The sequence below is a fragment of the Streptococcus mitis genome, assembly GCF_946190335.1.
Taxonomy (GTDB): domain Bacteria; phylum Bacillota; class Bacilli; order Lactobacillales; family Streptococcaceae; genus Streptococcus; species Streptococcus mitis_CH.
This window is the reverse complement of record NZ_CAMHZN010000003.1, coordinates 119,300-133,301: the sequence shown is the minus strand read 5'-3', so window position 1 is coordinate 133,301 and position 14,002 is coordinate 119,300. Positions and strand designations below refer to the sequence as shown.

The following is a 14,002-nucleotide window of genomic DNA, read 5'->3' as shown; positions in this document are numbered from 1 at the left end:
TATGTAGTAGCATGGCAAAGACAACTAGAAAAAATAGCAATAAAACAAAGCTAATAGAAATAGTTACTAAAACTATAATCATTTTTATGAAAAGGATACCTAAAAATGCGATTACAAACAAATATAAGAGTATTCAGTAAGGAAATAAACTAAATGGGTAGAATACCTAGGAACACTCTTCCTAAAATATTACTGATTGTTTTCACTAAACTAACAGTTGACTGTTTAAATCCAATAGCTTCTGCCAGATGGTCTTGTCCAATAATTCTAATGAAAATCGGAGTGAGCATGGCGCCTGAAAAATAACTCAATGTGTCAGACAAGAGGTTAATCAGACAAATAAATGCTACTATCAACAAGGAGAAATACTGCCCTGAAAGCGATAGGGACACTATAGAGTAAAGCAAAAATTTTGCAAAACTAATAATTGTATATTTTAGGACACGATGATGTTGAAAATCCGCCAAAACTCCCAGAAAGATTTGTAGAACTTGGGGAAGGGTTTCTGAAATCGTGATAAGTAAAATCGCCAAAGGGGCAAAAGACGCATCTGCCACATAATTCAAAAAAGCCAGATAAAAAATCGTATCCCCAACCGTTGAAATCCACTGGTTGATGGTTAATTGCCTAAAATTTCTATTTTGAAGAAATACTTTCATCACAACTCCTTTTTAAATTCAAATGGGAAGCTTTCACCAAGGATAGACCGCGATACTACTAACAACCAAAATTACAGTAACATCAAAATCTGACCAATGCCATTGTAAACTATATGTAGCCCAATAGGCCAATAAATAGACTTTGTCACTCTAAACAAGACTGCAAATATGAGACCACCACCCATATATACAAAAAAGTCTGTTAAGACCCAACCATGGCCACTAATGTGTAAGATTCCAAATAATATAGCTGAACCAAGTACATCCAGTCCCCATTTCTTCCCTTTTTCCAGAGCAGTCATCACTAATCCACGATAAATCATGTCTTCAAAAATGGGACCTGCAATCACAGGATAAAAAAAATACATCAAAAATGCCGTAGCTCCTGTAAAAGTAGGAGCAGCATGTTGATAAGAAATTTCATTTCGAGTAGGTGGGAAAAGAAAAAAGGTGACGAAATTCCAAACAACAAAAGCAAGCAGAGCTAGGAAGGAATAAAAAAGATAGGATCTTTTAAACTTTCTACTGTTGATCTTCTGCCATTTACCTGACCAAATCATAATAATAAAAGCAAATAGAACCACAAGAAAATGCAACATCATATCTGATAAATAATAGCCAAAGTTAGATAGACCAATAACAAGGTCGCTGCGTAAAACTAGACTACTGAACTCCTGGTCAGCAATAACTAGCATAACAGATATAATAAAGTAATATATTGAGGTTATCTTTTTCATTCTATTTTCTCCTATACTATGAAATAATGATAGTATAACACGGAAACTTCCCTAGTTCAAACTTGGACAACTGAGAGGCTGTTAGACCAGCACAAGCCACATCTGACTGCTTGAGCTTTCTCGCCAAACGTAATTCCTTGTAAAATTCTCCCAACTCCATTCTCTCAATCATCTCACCACCTCCTATTTTTTATATAGTATATCATTATTCACAATTATTTGTCAAAATATTCTGACATTTAAGAGGGCAAAAAAGCCAGCCTTAAGCTGACTCTTTATTCCATAGTATCAAAAGCGAGGCTTGGTTTAGCATTGAGATCCAAGCTTGCAAAATTTTCTTTGTTCCACTCGCTGACGCTAGCATAGGCAATCATGCCTGCATTGTCTCCACAGAGACGCAGGGGTGGAATGATGACCTTGACATCTGTGATTTCGGCAGCCAAGCGTTCTCTGAGACCTTTATTGGCTGCCACACCACCTGCCACGACAAGGGTTTTAACAGGGTATTTCTCCAAAGCCTTCTTGGTTTTTGCCATAAGAATATCCAAGACAGCTGCTTGGAAGGAAGCACACAAGTCCTCTGTGGACAGATTTTCTCCCTTTTGCTCAGCATTGTGATGAAGATTGATAAAGGCAGACTTCAACCCTGAGAATGAAAACTCTAGATTGTCCTCCTTAATCATGGCACGAGGGAAATCATAAATATCCTGTCCCTGATGAGCTAGCTCATCAATTTCACGACCTGCTGGATAGGTCAAGCCCATGACACGGCCAACCTTATCATAGGCCTCACCAACCGCATCATCTCGCGTTTCTCCAACAATCTTGTAATCTCCTGCCTCAGAAACATAGACCAGCTCTGTGTGCCCACCACTTACTAAAAGTGCTAACAAGGGAAACTCCAAAGGCTCTACGCTCTGAGCTGCCATGAGGTGGCCAGCCATGTGATTAACGGGAATCAGCGGAAGTCCATGTGCCCAAGCAAAGGCCTTGGCAGCTGACAAACCAACTAACAGCGCTCCAACCAATCCTGGTCCATAGGTAACCGCGACAGCCGTTACGTCCTCTTCCGTAATCCCTGCTTCGGCTAGCGCCTCCTCGATACAAGCTATAATGACCTCGACATGGTGGCGACTGGCTACTTCAGGCACTACGCCCCCAAAACGTTTGTGACTCTCAATTTGACTAGCAATGACATTGGACAAGAGCTCGTCGTCGTTTTTCAAGACGGCAACACTGGTCTCATCACAGGATGTCTCAAATGCTAAAATATATCTATCCTTCATCTATTTCTCTCTTCATGATGATGGCGTCCTCGACGGGGTCATGGTAGTAGGCCTTTCGCTCAGTGATGACTGCCATCTTTTCTTTCTTGTAAAATGCTTGCGCTCGATGATTTGACTTTCTGACTTCGAGGAAAATCTCCTTATCTGCCGGCAATTGAGCAAACAAGGCCGAGGCAATTCCCTGACCCTGATAAGTTTGTTTGACAGCGATTTGCAGGACTTCTGCTTCAAAGAGATTCTCCTGAACAGCTAGAAAGGCAATCACTTCCGCCCCATCATAAGCTAGAGCGTACCAAGTCTGGTCTTGGGACAGGTCTGCTTGGATTTGTTCCAGCGTCCAAGGACTGACTGGGTAAACAGCTACCATGACAGCGTAGATGGCTTGAGCCAAGTCAGGCTGCTGTTGGATTCGTTTGATTTCTATCATAGGCGTTTAATGTAAGACTCGCCAGACTCGGTGTGGTTCTTGAGCCAGTTTTCCTCAGCCTCGACACGTTTGAGGTAATTCGGCACAAAATCATGCAAGGAGTCTGCTTCCTTGTCCCAAGCCAAAAGAGCAAGATTGGCTGCATTGGGCAAGGTTTCTTTGAAATTAGTCCTTGGCAAGTATTCTTGAATCTGCTCAACAAAGGGGGCAACTTCTCCAACAAAGGTTACTTGACTAGCACCCTTGATTAGCTCAATCACTCGCTCAAAAGGCAGGTGCGCTCCTGGCATGATAGGCTGAGCATTTTCATAGAATCCTGCATAAACATTGTTGCGACGCGCATCCATCAAGGGAACGAACAAGCCTTCTTGTTGGTAGGGCACCAGAGCCAAGAGGCTAGACATACCAACTAACTCGATGTTCAGAGTGTGAGCTAAGGTTTTGGCAGTGGCTACCGCAATTCGCAAGCCTGTGTAGCTACCAGGCCCTTCCGCTACCACGATTCTGTCCAAATCCTTGGGCGTCCAGTCCAAACTTGCCATCAAAAAATCGATGGCAGGCATGAGGGTAATACTGTGATTTTTCTTAATATTAATCGTCGTCTCGGCAAGAACCTGCTTGTCCTCTAAAATAGCGAGAGAAAGAGCCTTGCTGGACGTATCAAAAGCTAATACTTTCATAACATATTCCTATCTTTTTGTCTGCTTACTATTATACTACAAAAGCTGGCACATGGGAATTTTCTTTATCCCCAAACAAAAACGCCCCAGCATGAGCAAGGCATCTAAGCATTTAATCCAAAGTAAAATACAAACCAAACGACATAGGTTACGAGGAGGAGAAAAAGCGAGTAGAGAGTCACAAAGGTAATTTTCCACAAGAACTTGCTTTGTCGTTGTTCCAGTTTGGCAAATAGAAGATTCCCCGCATAAACGCAAGCAACAAAAACAATAAAAGCTACCAAGCGAGCTCCGATAGCAAAAGAAAATAAGTTATACATAGGGCAGCCTCCTTGACTTAAAATCTATATGGAATTATGACAAGCGATAAAAATCATTCCCATTATCAAAATAACATATTTTCTTTATTTTTGCAAACGCTTACCTTTGAGTGCTTATATGACTTTCTCGTTTCTGTCTTTTACTAATCTTTCATTTTGTGGTATAATTGAAATAATTGTAACGAATCAAGGTCAATCTAGACACAAAATGGAATGAAATCAAGCAAATCTCTGCTAAAAGTTTGGAATAAGCTGACCTGTAAAATAGAAAGGAACTATATGATTTACAAAGTTTTTTATCAAGAAACAAAAGAACGTAGCCCACGTCGTGAAACAACACGCGCACTTTACCTAGACATCGATGCCAGCTCAGAACTTGAGGGCCGTATCACTGCTCGCCAACTTGTCGAAGAAAACCGCCCAGAGTACAACATCGAGTATATCGAACTCTTGTCTGACAAATTGCTAGATTACGAAAAAGAAACTGGCGCTTTCGAGATTACGGAGTTCTAATATGGCCTATACTCTTAAACCTGAAGAAGTCGGCGTGTTTGCCATCGGTGGTCTGGGAGAAATCGGGAAAAACACTTACGGAATTGAATACCAGGACGAGATTATCATCGTCGATGCTGGGATTAAATTCCCAGAAGATGACTTGCTGGGTATCGACTACGTTATCCCTGACTACTCTTACATCGTGGACAATATCGACCGCGTCAAGGCTGTCTTAATCACACACGGACACGAGGACCACATTGGTGGGATTCCTTTCCTACTCAAGCAAGCAAATGTCCCTATCTATGCTGGACCACTTGCCTTGGCTTTGATCCGCGGGAAGCTCGAAGAACATGGCCTCCTGCGCAACGCCAAACTTTACGAAATCAACCACAACACTGAGTTGACCTTTAAAAATCTAAAGGCAACTTTCTTTAGAACAACCCACTCTATTCCAGAGCCTTTGGGGATTGTTATTCATACTCCTCAAGGGAAAATCGTCTGTACGGGTGACTTCAAGTTCGACTTTACTCCAGTTGGAGAACCTGCAGACTTGCACCGTATGGCAGCCCTTGGTGAAGAAGGCGTTCTCTGTCTCCTCTCTGACTCGACAAATGCGGAAGTACCAACCTTTACCAACTCTGAAAAAGTCGTTGGTCAGTCTATCATGAAGATCATCCAAGGCATTGAAGGGCGTATCATCTTTGCATCCTTTGCCTCAAACATCTTCCGTCTCCAACAAGCAACAGAAGCTGCTGTTAAGACAGGACGCAAGATTGCGGTCTTTGGTCGTTCGATGGAAAAGGCCATTGTCAACGGAATCGAGCTTGGTTACATAAAAGCTCCAAAAGGAACCTTTATCGAGCCAAATGAAATCAAAGACTACCCTGCTGGCGAGGTTCTTATCCTCTGTACAGGTAGTCAGGGGGAGCCGATGGCAGCACTCTCTCGTATCGCCAATGGAACCCACCGTCAGGTGCAACTCCAACCAGGCGATACGGTTATCTTCTCTTCTAGTCCAATCCCTGGAAACACTACTAGCGTCAACAAGCTGATCAACATCATTTCTGAAGCTGGTGTCGAAGTTATCCACGGTAAAGTGAATAATATCCATACATCTGGACACGGTGGTCAGCAAGAGCAAAAACTTATGCTCCGCTTGATTAAGCCAAAATACTTCATGCCTGTCCACGGTGAATACCGCATGCAAAAAGTCCACGCTGGACTAGCGGTAGATACTGGTGTTGAGAAGGACAATATCTTTATTATGAGCAATGGTGATGTGCTTGCCCTTACCGCAGATTCTGCTCGTATCGCAGGTCATTTCAACGCCCAAGACATCTATGTCGATGGAAATCGTATCGGTGAAATCGGCGCAGCTGTCCTCAAAGATCGTCGTGATCTATCTGAAGACGGTGTCGTTCTAGCAGTCGCAACTGTTGACTTCAAATCACAGATGATTCTGTCTGGACCAGATATCCTCAGCCGAGGCTTTGTCTACATGAGAGAGTCTGGCGACTTGATTCGCCAAAGCCAGCGTATCCTCTTCAATGCCATTCGTATCGCACTGAAAAACAAGGATGCTAGCGTGCAATCTGTCAATGGTGCCATTGTCAACGCTATTCGCCCCTTCCTCTATGAAAATACAGAACGTGAACCGATTATTATCCCGATGATCCTCACACCAGATGAAGAATAAAGCAAGAAAACAGCCCCGAAGACGGAGCTGTTTTTCTCTATGCTTTCTTTTGAGATTAAAACTCAATAAAAATCGAAATCAGACTAGAAGGTTAGGCGAAAGCATAACTTGAGTTAGGTGAGCCGAAGCCGACGACGTATCATTTTGATTTTTGAAGAGTTTTAGAAATACTACGATTTTTACCTTCCAAATACACCATCAAAATAGAAATATCTGCTGGGTTTACTCCCGAGATACGGCTAGCTTGGCCGATGGTTTCTGGATTGATGAGTTTGAACTTCTGACGGGCTTCCGTCGCGATAGAATCAATGTCATCCCAATCGATATTGGCTGGAATGCGTTTTTCTTCCATGCGTTTCATCTTGGCAACCTGGTCCATGGCTTTGGAAATATAGCCTTCGTACTTGATTTCTGTTTCAATCAATTCGATAATCTTGTCATCCAGGTCCTCTGCAGCTGGTCCGATGAAGGCCACCACATCTTGGTAAGAAACTTCTGGACGGCGAAGGAATTCCTTAGCTGTCACGGCATCTGTCAATGGCTTGAAGCCCATCTCCTCAACCTTGGCATTTGTTTCCTTGACTGGCTTGAGTTTGATGCTGTCTAGGCGTTTCATCTCATTTTCAAATTGATTTTTCTTGATTTCAAAACGAGCCCAGCGTTCATCGTCCACAAGGCCAATCTCGCGTCCCATCTCAGTCAAACGCATATCGGCATTGTCATGACGAAGAATGAGACGGTATTCAGCACGACTGGTCAAGAGACGATAAGGTTCGATAGTCCCCTTGGTCACCAAGTCATCAATCATCACTCCGATATAACCGTCACTGCGCTTCAAAATCAACTCAGGTTTACCTTGGATTTTCAGAGCCGCATTGATACCCGCGATAATCCCTTGGCCTGCTGCCTCTTCGTAACCTGACGTTCCATTGGTCTGACCAGCAGTGAAAAGACCTGAGATTTTCTTGGTTTCCAGAGTTGCACGCAACTGATGAGGCAAGACCATATCATACTCAATGGCATAACCTGTTCGCATCATCTCTGCATTTTCCAACCCTTTGATAGAATGAACCAGCTCACGCTGGACATCCTCAGGTAGACTGGTTGAAAGTCCTTGAACATAGACTTCCTCTGTATTGCGCCCTTCTGGCTCAAGGAAGAGTTGGTGACGTTCCTTATCCGCAAAGCGCACAATCTTGTCTTCAATCGACGGACAGTAACGAGGCCCCACTCCCTTAACCACACCTGTAAACATAGGCGCACGGTGGAGGTTGTTTTGGATAATCTCATGACTGGTACCATTGGTATAGGTCAACCAGCATGGCACCTGATCCTTGACATAATCCTCATCACGTGAAGTATAAGAGAAGTGATTAGGCGCTTCGTCTCCTGGCTGAATTTCTGTCACATCGTAGTTGATTGAAGAAGCCTTGACACGTGGAGGGGTTCCTGTCTTGAAACGACCGATTTCGAGGCCCAGTTCCTTGAGATTGTCAGCAAGGTTAATAGAAGCCAAGCTGTGGTTAGGACCTGATGAGTACTTGAGGTCTCCGATGATAATTTCCCCACGGAGAGCAGTTCCTGTGGTCACGATAACAGCCTTGGCAGCATATTCTTGATGGGTCGCTGTACGTACACCGACAACCTTGCCATCTTCAACCAAAATCTCATCAATCATAGTCTGACGAAGGGTCAGATTTTCTTGATTTTCAACTGTCTTGCGCATCTCCTTAGAGTAAAGCTCCTTGTCAGCCTGCGCACGAAGGGCACGAACGGCAGGACCCTTCCCTGTGTTGAGCATCTTCATCTGGATGTAAGTCTTGTCAATGGTCTTAGCCATCTCGCCACCGAGGGCATCAACTTCACGCACGACAATTCCCTTGGCAGAACCACCGATAGAGGGGTTACAAGGCATGAAAGCCAGCATTTCAATGTTGATGGTCGCAAGTAAGACCTTACAACCCATACGGCTGGCAGCCAAGGAAGCCTCGACCCCAGCGTGTCCCGCACCAATTACAATAATATCGTATTCTTCAGTAAAATTATATGTCATTTCTTAACCTTTCAAAAATTTCTCGTAAATAAGGAACTAACTTCTCCTCCTCTAGAGCTTGATCCATAGTAACCCATTTAAAGTGTGTATGCTCTTCAGGATCTAATCTGATAATTGGCTTCTCCCCAACCCACTCTGCTTTATAAACTAAGCGAGTAAAGACAGTATCCTTAGAGGTATCCAGTTGACTATCTTCGTGAAGAAGTTTGAGCGAACTGCTATCTAGCCTAAATCCCGCTTCTTCAACACATTCTCTAAGAGCTCCATCTCGCGGAAGTTCACCCTTTTCAACCCCACCACCAGGAATATCCCAATAAGTTGGATAAACGTTGGGTTGTCCTCTTTTAATTTCCAAACGCTGAATGAGCAAATAATCATCACCACTATGAACAAGTACATGGGCAATAAGCTTAACCATCATTTTCTCTCCTATTCCTCAAGATGAATGTGTCGCAGTTGGCCGTCCCAATCGGGTAGGGCTGTTTTTAGAAAGGCTGGAACTAGATTGATACCCTCAAGCTTGTCTATATCAATCCATTCACAGGGTTGCCTTTTCTCATCTTCCTGCATGGTCAATGGGGCATCTTCAAGCAAGTCCACTAGATAATGAAACTCGATATTGTGATAAGAAACACCGTCCTGTTCAAAACGATTTTCAACCACAAAAGCTAGTTGCCCAGCTTGAGCTTTGACACCTAGTTCTTCCCTCACTTCACGAACTACCGCGTCTTCCGTGCTTTCATTGACTTGGATGGCACCGCCGATAGTGTAATACTTGCCCTTATCTTTGGTGACTAGAAGCTTGCGATTTTGGAGAATCAAAGCTGTCGCCCGAACACCAAAAACTATATTTCCTACTTTTGTCCGAAAGTCTTGCTGAGTCATTTTTGTCCTTTCCTCTAAACGACACAAAAACAGTCAAAACTCCAAAGAAGTGCAGGACAAAAAAGCCTGCAACATCCATGAGCTTTGACCATCATTTCTATTGCTTTTATTATTGTAGCAAATTGAGAAAATTTGTCAATCTAAATGTACTGACAAACTTGTCCATCGCGGTAAGCATTGTCAATCAAGCCACCACCTAGACACTCTTCGCCATCGTAAAAGACAACTGCCTGTCCTGGTGTAATCGCGCGCTGTGGTTCCGCAAAGATAACCTCTGCCTTGTCTCCTTTGACATGGACGGTCACCTTAGAGTCAGGCTGACGGTAGCGGAATTTAGCCGTACATTCGAGCGTAAACTCCTCTGGCATCTCACGAGTAAAGTGGACTTGACTGGCCTCTAAACTTGTTGACATGAGCGAATCATGGTAGAAACCTTGGCCGACATAGAGGATATTCTTGCTTAGGTCTTTTCCGACAACGAACCAAGGTGCATTGTCACCACCGTGTTGCCCACCGATACCAAGCCCGCCACGCTGACCAATCGTATAGTACATAAGACCTGCATGCTCGCCCATATCGCGACCATCTACAGTCATCATGCGACCAGGCTGAGCTGGCAGGTAGTTACTGAGGAAATTTTTAAAGTTCTTTTCTCCGATAAAGCAAATCCCTGTCGAGTCTTTCTTCTTAGCAGTCGCAAGGCCTGCTTCTTCTGCTAGTTTTCGAACTTCAGGCTTTTCCAAATGTCCTAGTGGGAACATGGTTTTTTGAAGTTGTTCTTGCGAAAGTTGGCTGAGGAAATAGGTCTGATCCTTGCCATTATCCACACCACGAAGCATGTGAACGATGCCATCCTCATCACGCGCTACTCGAGCATAATGCCCAGTCGCTACATAATCTGCCCCCAAGGTCATAGCATAGTCCAAAAAGGCCTTGAACTTGATTTCCTTGTTGCACATAACATCTGGATTTGGCGTGCGTCCTGCACGGTATTCCGCTAGGAAATACTCGAAAACGCGGTCCCAGTACTCTTTTTCAAAATTGACAGAGTAGTAGGGAATGCCGATCTGGTCTGCCACCGCAGCCACATCCTTGTAATCTTCGGTCGCCGTACAGACGCCGTTTTCGTCTGTGTCATCCCAGTTCTTCATGAAGATACCGATCACATCGTAACCCTGCTCTTTAAGCAAGAGAGCCGTCACCGACGAATCAACACCACCACTCATCCCCACAACAACACGTGTTTTAGAGTTATCACTCATGGTAAGTCTCCCATCTATTCGTTTATTTATACCCCTCAAAATTCTATTTACTATGACTTTCAATAGAATTTATTTGAGTATAGTCATTTCGTTTGCTTTTAGTACTAGGCAACGAGTCGCAGGCATAACTTGAGTTAGGCAAGACGAGTTAACGACGTAATAAAAGATAAACGAAATGACTAGTTCACGATTGAAGGTCGTGTGTGCTTAACGATTGAAGGTCGCTTGAGCAGTATTCATTATAACATGCTTGGTTGGAGAAGACAAGAAAGAGGCTGTCAATCGATCAACCTCTTTCATAAAATAATCATTCCCTCAACAAAATGCATTGTTGAAATGCTGTTCTAAACCATTGATAGCTCAGATTTCCCAGAATGGAGCTGTCCTAACTATCTAACAGATCGAATACATACATATCCATGCAATTCTGCGTTTAGAATTGATATAAAATAAATGTTTTAGGGTTATTCTAAATCTTTGACTGCTTAAAATTTTATGTTCTGAAGGATTCTAAAGCTAGAATAGCATAAAAATCACGAAAACTGAACTATTCGAAGCTTCAGAGTCATACGATTTCCATAGGAAGTATCTTTTTAGTACGTGTGGTTAGGAGGTAATTTTAAGGAATCTCCCAAAAACAACCGATTTCCTATTTTTATCAATCAAAAAATGTTGATAAATGAGTGTTTTAAAATTAAATTTTAAAGGTATCCTTAAATTTAAAGTTTTTTGATAAGATTTCTGTATTTTTCACAATTCAATGATCCGATGACATTGTTGGGCTACATAAGCATCGTGGGTCACAATAATGACTGTTTTCCCTTCTCGATTCATCTCTAAGAGAAACTTCAAGACCAAATCTCTATTTTCAGGATCCAGCGAACCTGTAGGTTCATCGGCTAAAATCAGCTGGCTGGGTTTTAAGATGGCTCTAGCAACTGCAATTCGTTGTTGTTCGCCACCAGACAACTCAGAGACCTTTTGATGCAAAGTAGCTGACAAACCTACTCTATCTAAAATCTCTTCCACCTTTTTGAGCTTGTCTTTCTTGGACAATTTCACATATTTCAGCGCCAGCATGAGATTGTACTCGACCGTTTCATCATCAATCAGGGCAAAATTTTGAAACAGATAAGAGATATGTTCACGGATTATTGTTTGCGACTTAGCAGAATTAACCGCTAGATTTGTCTGACCAAAAATCTCATACCGTCCGCTATAATCACCATCTATCAAACCTAATAAATTTAACAAGGTCGACTTACCACTACCACTTTTTCCAACGATGGCAACCAAATCTCCCTGATCAATCCTGAGAGACAAGTGATCCAAAATCACTTTTCCCCCAATGGTTTTGGTAATATTTTTCAACTCAATCATAAGACGCCCCCTTTCAATAACTCTGCTAGGCTTCTTTTCTCCATCCTAGAAGCCAAAACTAGCACAAACAGTATGTCCAGACATGTAAAGCCTGCAAACAGCAGGAGTGGCAAGAGCGCATGGGCAAAGAAAATCAAGACTAGAAGAGGCAGACTATAGCCCAGCAAAAGCAGAACGAGGAGAGGACGGTAGCGATCGACCAGTTTCCACCCCATAAACTTCTTGGTAATGATGTCCCTGCGCTTCAATAAGAAAGTTGTTACTAGTAAGAAGTAGGAAATCATCATGCTAAGGAGACCAAACAAAGCAAAGAGTATATTAAGATTTCGAACTGCATCTCGATAAGAATCTACTTTCTCTTGTTGAATGGCTTGAAGCGATGAAAATTTTAAATAATTCCCATCTGATAATTTCTCAACTAACTCCGTAATCACTTTTTGATTTTGTTCTGTATTTTCAACTTTCATGGGGTTGTTTAAACCTGTCGTTGACAAGCGAGTCTTTTCTTCCCACATCATGTCTTGATCATTTACCAGGCTAATGATTGGATTGTGGAGATTTTCCTTTCGCTCATTATTATAAGGGAAGAAAGACCAATCTCCTTCATAGTAGGCAATTTCTACATCCATATCTTCTATTGTTTGCTTTTGCTGATCTTCATACCTCCGAGAAAGATAGGCAATGGATTTTCCCAAGAACTGATTCTTGCCTTCTTGTCCTTTGTCACTAGCTGGCAACAAGATCACCTTTTTAGTGCCGATATCAGGTAGCTTAAAGCCCTGACTTTCTAAAAATTGACGGTTTGCATAGTAAACATCTACCTTATCAGGCAGTTGGTACTGCTGTACTTGTTCAGCTTTGATGACTGGTTTGATAGGAAGACTCGCACTTCGCACATAATTTACTTGTATTTTTGCTAGCAAATCTTGATAAAATTGGTAGAAATAATCTGTAGATTTCCCTGAACCTGCTAGCTCTTCCTGCCACAGGTTATCATTAAGTTTGAAGGTTTCTAAGGTCAGGTAATTCCCTTGGCTTACCCACTGTTGCTGATAAGCAAGTTCTTTGTTTTCTTGTTCTAGACTTCTGCCTACCCCAATCAGTAAAACCGTCAATAAAATAGTTGTCCCTATTTTCATCACATAATTGAAGATGAGACCAAGTTTGATAGATGAAAAACCTTTCAACATGGAGCTGACTGTCATTTTCTGAATCATTAGGTAGGTCAGCCAACTGATGAACAAATACAACTGTAAAAGCAGAAATTGGGATAAGAGTAAACTTGGGAACAAAAGTTTTGGTCTGTAGTCCAGCACTAAAAATAGTCCCAAGTCAATGATAAGACTTCCACCCAAGAGAAGATAAAAATTAGTTTTTACAAAACCAGCTAAAATCGCCCCGCTTTGAAAACCAAGTAACTTTTGAACCCCCACTCGTTTCATCTCCATCATCGGCTGATAAACTGTTACTAACACAAGAAGTAAAATAGCCAAGACAAAAACAATGGCAGATAAAAGCAAATCTCGATTTATGACTTCCACTGCACTTTTATAGGTAGGCTCTAGCAAGGTAGCCTGGTCTATCTTGAAAAAATCGCTCCATTTCTGTACAATCCTATCCTTATCCATCTCTTGTGTAGAAGTTATCGTATAGCGACCATTTAAACTACGAGATGTATCCTTGATATAGGTTTGAAAAGTTATAAGCTGAATAGGCTTGGCTTTTAGAAAGGTCGGTATCGTACCAAGTTTATTAGAAATTTCTTTATTACTGTAGACTCCTTCACCATCTGTGGTAAAATCAAGAGAAGAAATCCCAAACTCTTGGTAGGGGAAGGTATCTTTATCAAAAACACCAGACTTGATTACCTCATCACCACTGTCTGTTTTGATGATGGAGACTTTGTACTCCTTTGATACATCCTCAAAAAATCGAAGAACAGACGCTGCAGGTTCGTTAATATCTTTCAAATACAAATCCAAAGAATCTACAGTCTTTCCCATTTCCCGAATCCGAACCGCTTCACGTGTGTAGTTTACATTAAAAACAAAAAAAGTGGTACACAGCAACAGCAGAAACATACAAAGATGACTGATTTTTTTCATAAAAGTACCTCCAC

Annotated in this window: 13 protein-coding genes and 2 pseudogenes; 2 read left to right on the top strand and 13 right to left on the bottom strand. The window is 42.2% G+C overall.

The annotated features are described in order from the left end of the window. Positions 1-46: 46 nt before the first annotated feature. The 7 genes and pseudogenes from N8O43_RS05760 to N8O43_RS05730 all read right to left on the bottom strand — a co-directional run. Positions 47-659: pseudogene (locus N8O43_RS05760) on the bottom strand (MFS transporter); the annotation flags it as partial. Positions 660-730: 71 nt separating this feature from the next. After that, complete coding sequence (locus tag N8O43_RS05755; RefSeq protein ID WP_261089717.1) at positions 731-1,396, bottom strand: CPBP family intramembrane glutamic endopeptidase; 666 nt, start codon at positions 1,394-1,396, stop codon at positions 731-733. Positions 1,397-1,442: 46 nt separating this feature from the next. Beyond that, positions 1,443-1,568 (bottom strand): annotated as a pseudogene (locus tag N8O43_RS05750) (MutR family transcriptional regulator); the annotation flags it as partial. 103 nt (positions 1,569-1,671) lie between these two features. Then, the gene (gene tsaD, locus N8O43_RS05745; protein ID WP_261089716.1) at positions 1,672-2,682 is read right to left on the bottom strand and encodes a tRNA (adenosine(37)-N6)-threonylcarbamoyltransferase complex transferase subunit TsaD; all 1,011 of its coding nucleotides are present in this window, start codon (positions 2,680-2,682) and stop codon (positions 1,672-1,674) included. Beyond that, positions 2,672-3,109, bottom strand: a complete 438-nt coding sequence (gene rimI, locus N8O43_RS05740; protein ID WP_261089715.1) for a ribosomal protein S18-alanine N-acetyltransferase — start codon at positions 3,107-3,109, stop codon at positions 2,672-2,674. Before rimI ends, tsaD begins: the two co-directional genes overlap by 11 nt. Continuing rightward, complete coding sequence (tsaB, locus tag N8O43_RS05735; RefSeq protein ID WP_261089714.1) at positions 3,106-3,789, bottom strand: tRNA (adenosine(37)-N6)-threonylcarbamoyltransferase complex dimerization subunit type 1 TsaB; 684 nt, start codon at positions 3,787-3,789, stop codon at positions 3,106-3,108. Before tsaB ends, rimI begins: the two co-directional genes overlap by 4 nt. Before the next feature lie 104 nt (positions 3,790-3,893). Further along, on the bottom strand, positions 3,894-4,109 hold the full coding sequence (locus N8O43_RS05730; protein WP_247953397.1) for a hypothetical protein: 216 nt from the start codon (positions 4,107-4,109) through the stop codon (positions 3,894-3,896). 279 nt (positions 4,110-4,388) lie between these two features. On the opposite strand from N8O43_RS05730, the gene N8O43_RS05725 reads away from it, so the two are divergent. Next, entirely contained in the window at positions 4,389-4,622 is a 234-nt protein-coding gene (locus N8O43_RS05725; protein ID WP_000639577.1) for a DNA-dependent RNA polymerase subunit epsilon, read from the top strand. Position 4,623: 1 nt separating this feature from the next. Then, positions 4,624-6,303, top strand: a complete 1,680-nt coding sequence (gene rnjA / locus N8O43_RS05720) for a ribonuclease J1 (protein ID WP_000331986.1) — start codon at positions 4,624-4,626, stop codon at positions 6,301-6,303. A 139-nt stretch (positions 6,304-6,442) separates the two neighbouring features. Here rnjA and mnmG read toward each other — a convergent pair whose 3' ends face one another. From mnmG to N8O43_RS05690, 6 genes are all read right to left on the bottom strand, one after another. Next, positions 6,443-8,356, bottom strand: coding sequence for a tRNA uridine-5-carboxymethylaminomethyl(34) synthesis enzyme MnmG (mnmG, locus tag N8O43_RS05715; RefSeq protein WP_077804433.1), 1,914 nt, complete (start codon positions 8,354-8,356; stop codon positions 6,443-6,445). Next, positions 8,346-8,777 carry an NUDIX hydrolase gene (locus N8O43_RS05710; RefSeq protein ID WP_261089712.1) on the bottom strand — a complete coding sequence of 144 codons (432 nt, stop codon included), beginning with the start codon at positions 8,775-8,777 and terminating at the stop codon, positions 8,346-8,348. The genes mnmG and N8O43_RS05710 overlap by 11 nt, the downstream gene beginning before the upstream one ends. Before the next feature lie 8 nt (positions 8,778-8,785). Continuing rightward, positions 8,786-9,241, bottom strand: coding sequence for an NUDIX hydrolase (locus N8O43_RS05705; protein WP_261089711.1), 456 nt, complete (start codon positions 9,239-9,241; stop codon positions 8,786-8,788). A 140-nt stretch (positions 9,242-9,381) separates the two neighbouring features. After that, positions 9,382-10,503, bottom strand: coding sequence for a tRNA 2-thiouridine(34) synthase MnmA (gene mnmA, locus N8O43_RS05700; protein ID WP_001282939.1), 1,122 nt, complete (start codon positions 10,501-10,503; stop codon positions 9,382-9,384). Between the two features lie 750 nt (positions 10,504-11,253). Beyond that, positions 11,254-11,883: an ABC transporter ATP-binding protein gene (locus N8O43_RS05695; RefSeq protein ID WP_261089710.1), complete on the bottom strand. Its 630-nt coding sequence runs from the start codon at positions 11,881-11,883 to the stop codon at positions 11,254-11,256. After that, positions 11,880-13,988 carry a bacteriocin-associated integral membrane family protein gene (locus tag N8O43_RS05690; RefSeq protein ID WP_261089709.1) on the bottom strand — a complete coding sequence of 703 codons (2,109 nt, stop codon included), beginning with the start codon at positions 13,986-13,988 and terminating at the stop codon, positions 11,880-11,882. The genes N8O43_RS05695 and N8O43_RS05690 overlap by 4 nt, the downstream gene beginning before the upstream one ends. Between the last annotated feature and the right edge of the window lie 14 nt (positions 13,989-14,002).